Here is a 1,749-nt window from a genome sequence, read left to right as displayed (position 1 = left end):
CGCTGGCCGCCGAAGTGGCACAGCTGCGTCGCGATCTCGCCATGGCAGGCGGCGGGCAAGCCGCGCCTGAGGCCGAGGATGTGAACGGAACGCCGTTCCTCGCACAGGTGCTGAGCGGTGTGACCGGCCGTGATCTGCCCGCACTGATTGACGAGCACAAAAGCCGCATGGGCACGGGTGCGATCCTTCTGATCGCGGATGCTGATGGTAAGGTGGCCGTGGCTGCCGGTGTCACGCAGGATAAGGTCGACAGCGTGAACGCCGTTGATCTGGTCAAGGCTGCTGTTGTTGAGCTTGGCGGCAAGGGCGGTGGTGGCCGTCCTGACATGGCTCAGGGCGGGGCAAAGGATGCAGCAAACGCGGACGCCGCCATTGCAGCGGCCAAAGCGGTCATGGGAGGATAAGATGCCAGCACTTTGGATTGCACATGTCACAGTGACGGACGAAGAGGCGTACAAGAAATACGCCGCCGGTGCGACGGTTGCTATCGCTGATCATGGCGGCACCTTCATCGCCCGGGGCGGGCGTTACGTTCAGCTGGAAGGCAAGGACCGCCCCCGCAACGTTGTCGCCAAATTCCCGGACGTGGAAACGGCTGAACGGTGCTACCACTCGGATGCGTATCAAGCGGCACTCGAGCATGCTCGAGGTGCCTCTGAGCGCGAACTCTTGATTGTCGAAACGACGGAATAGCCGTTTGTCGACATACGCAGTTGTGTCCGACGTCAGTCAGAAATCCCGTAAAGCGAGTTTTTCGACTCGCGATTGTGTGATATAGTGCATCACACGGCGCAATTGTCGCGCCGTTGATCGTTGGGACGGGGGTTGTGCCCCGCGCGACATCTCGCCCCTGAATTCAAACATGCACTTCTTTTGCGCCCCACGGGGCGTTTGTGCCCGTTTTTGGGAGGAATTCTTTATGTCTTTGGCAAATCTAAACGTCTGGGTGACGGCCCTTGATGATCCGTGCAAGATCAGCAGCCGCACCTGGTACATCAATATCTACAATTGCGATGGATCGATCCTGCGCTGGTGCGACCGGGAATATGCCGTCATTCCTGCACGTTGTGGCCACCGGAGTATTCGCGTGCCGCCCGGGTGTTACCGGATCAACGCGGTCTGGAGTTTCCGCATTGGTGACGGGTTTTACTACGTCAATCATTTCACGGACAGCGCGGTGGTTCAGGCGTGCTGTGGCCAGCATCAATGCGTGACTCTGTTCAACCCAAGCGCACATCGATGCGGGCGCATCTTTTTGGCTGCGGTTCAGGACGCCGTACTACAAGAGGCAATCCCGAATGACGCCGCACAGCTTGCAGAAGATGGGATCGAGCAGGTGCTCAAACACATTCCACGTCCGGCCCGGCCGTTCGAATTGGGTCATCTGGACGAGATCGAAAAGCGCGTGCGTGCCGCCGAAGAGAAAGGTGGCGATGAAGACGACACCGGCGTTTTCCCGTTTGACGACTGATCACCGATTGACGGAGGGCGGCGTGTCCGCCTTCCTGATCAGCTGGCCCTTGCCATCCGCTTGCGTTCGTGTGGGTCGAGATACCGCTTGCGCAACCGCACGGCATTCGGCGTGACTTCGACCAGTTCATCGTCGTCGATGTAAGCGATTGCCTCTTCCAGCGACATGGTGATTGGAGTCGTCAAACGCACTGCTTCGTCCGTGCCCGAGGCGCGCACGTTGGTCAGCTTCTTGCCCTTCAGCGGGTTCACTTCCAGATCGTTGTCGCGGCTGTGTTC

3 protein-coding genes and 1 pseudogene are annotated in these 1,749 nt (G+C 59.3%); 3 read left to right on the top strand and 1 reads right to left on the bottom strand.

Annotation, left to right across the window (positions count from 1 at the left end; all coding sequences use genetic code 11):
- From AC6RA8_RS18035 to AC6RA8_RS18025, 3 genes are all read left to right on the top strand, one after another.
- A partial coding sequence (locus AC6RA8_RS18035) for a DHHA1 domain-containing protein (RefSeq protein ID WP_500354567.1) occupies positions 1–404 on the top strand: 404 nt, incomplete at its 5' end.
- Position 405: 1 nt separating this feature from the next.
- Complete coding sequence (locus AC6RA8_RS18030) at positions 406–693, top strand: DUF1330 domain-containing protein (RefSeq protein ID WP_500354565.1); 288 nt, start codon at positions 406–408, stop codon at positions 691–693.
- Positions 694–919: 226 nt separating this feature from the next.
- Positions 920–1,471, top strand: a complete 552-nt coding sequence (locus AC6RA8_RS18025; RefSeq protein ID WP_500354564.1) for a hypothetical protein — start codon at positions 920–922, stop codon at positions 1,469–1,471.
- 38 nt (positions 1,472–1,509) lie between these two features.
- Here AC6RA8_RS18025 and AC6RA8_RS18020 read toward each other — a convergent pair.
- Positions 1,510–1,749: pseudogene (locus AC6RA8_RS18020) on the bottom strand (translational GTPase TypA); the annotation flags it as partial.

The sequence above is a fragment of the Tateyamaria sp. genome (assembly GCF_059783535.1).
The sequence above is the reverse complement of the archived record's forward strand: the minus strand, read 5'-3'. Positions and strand labels throughout refer to the sequence as shown.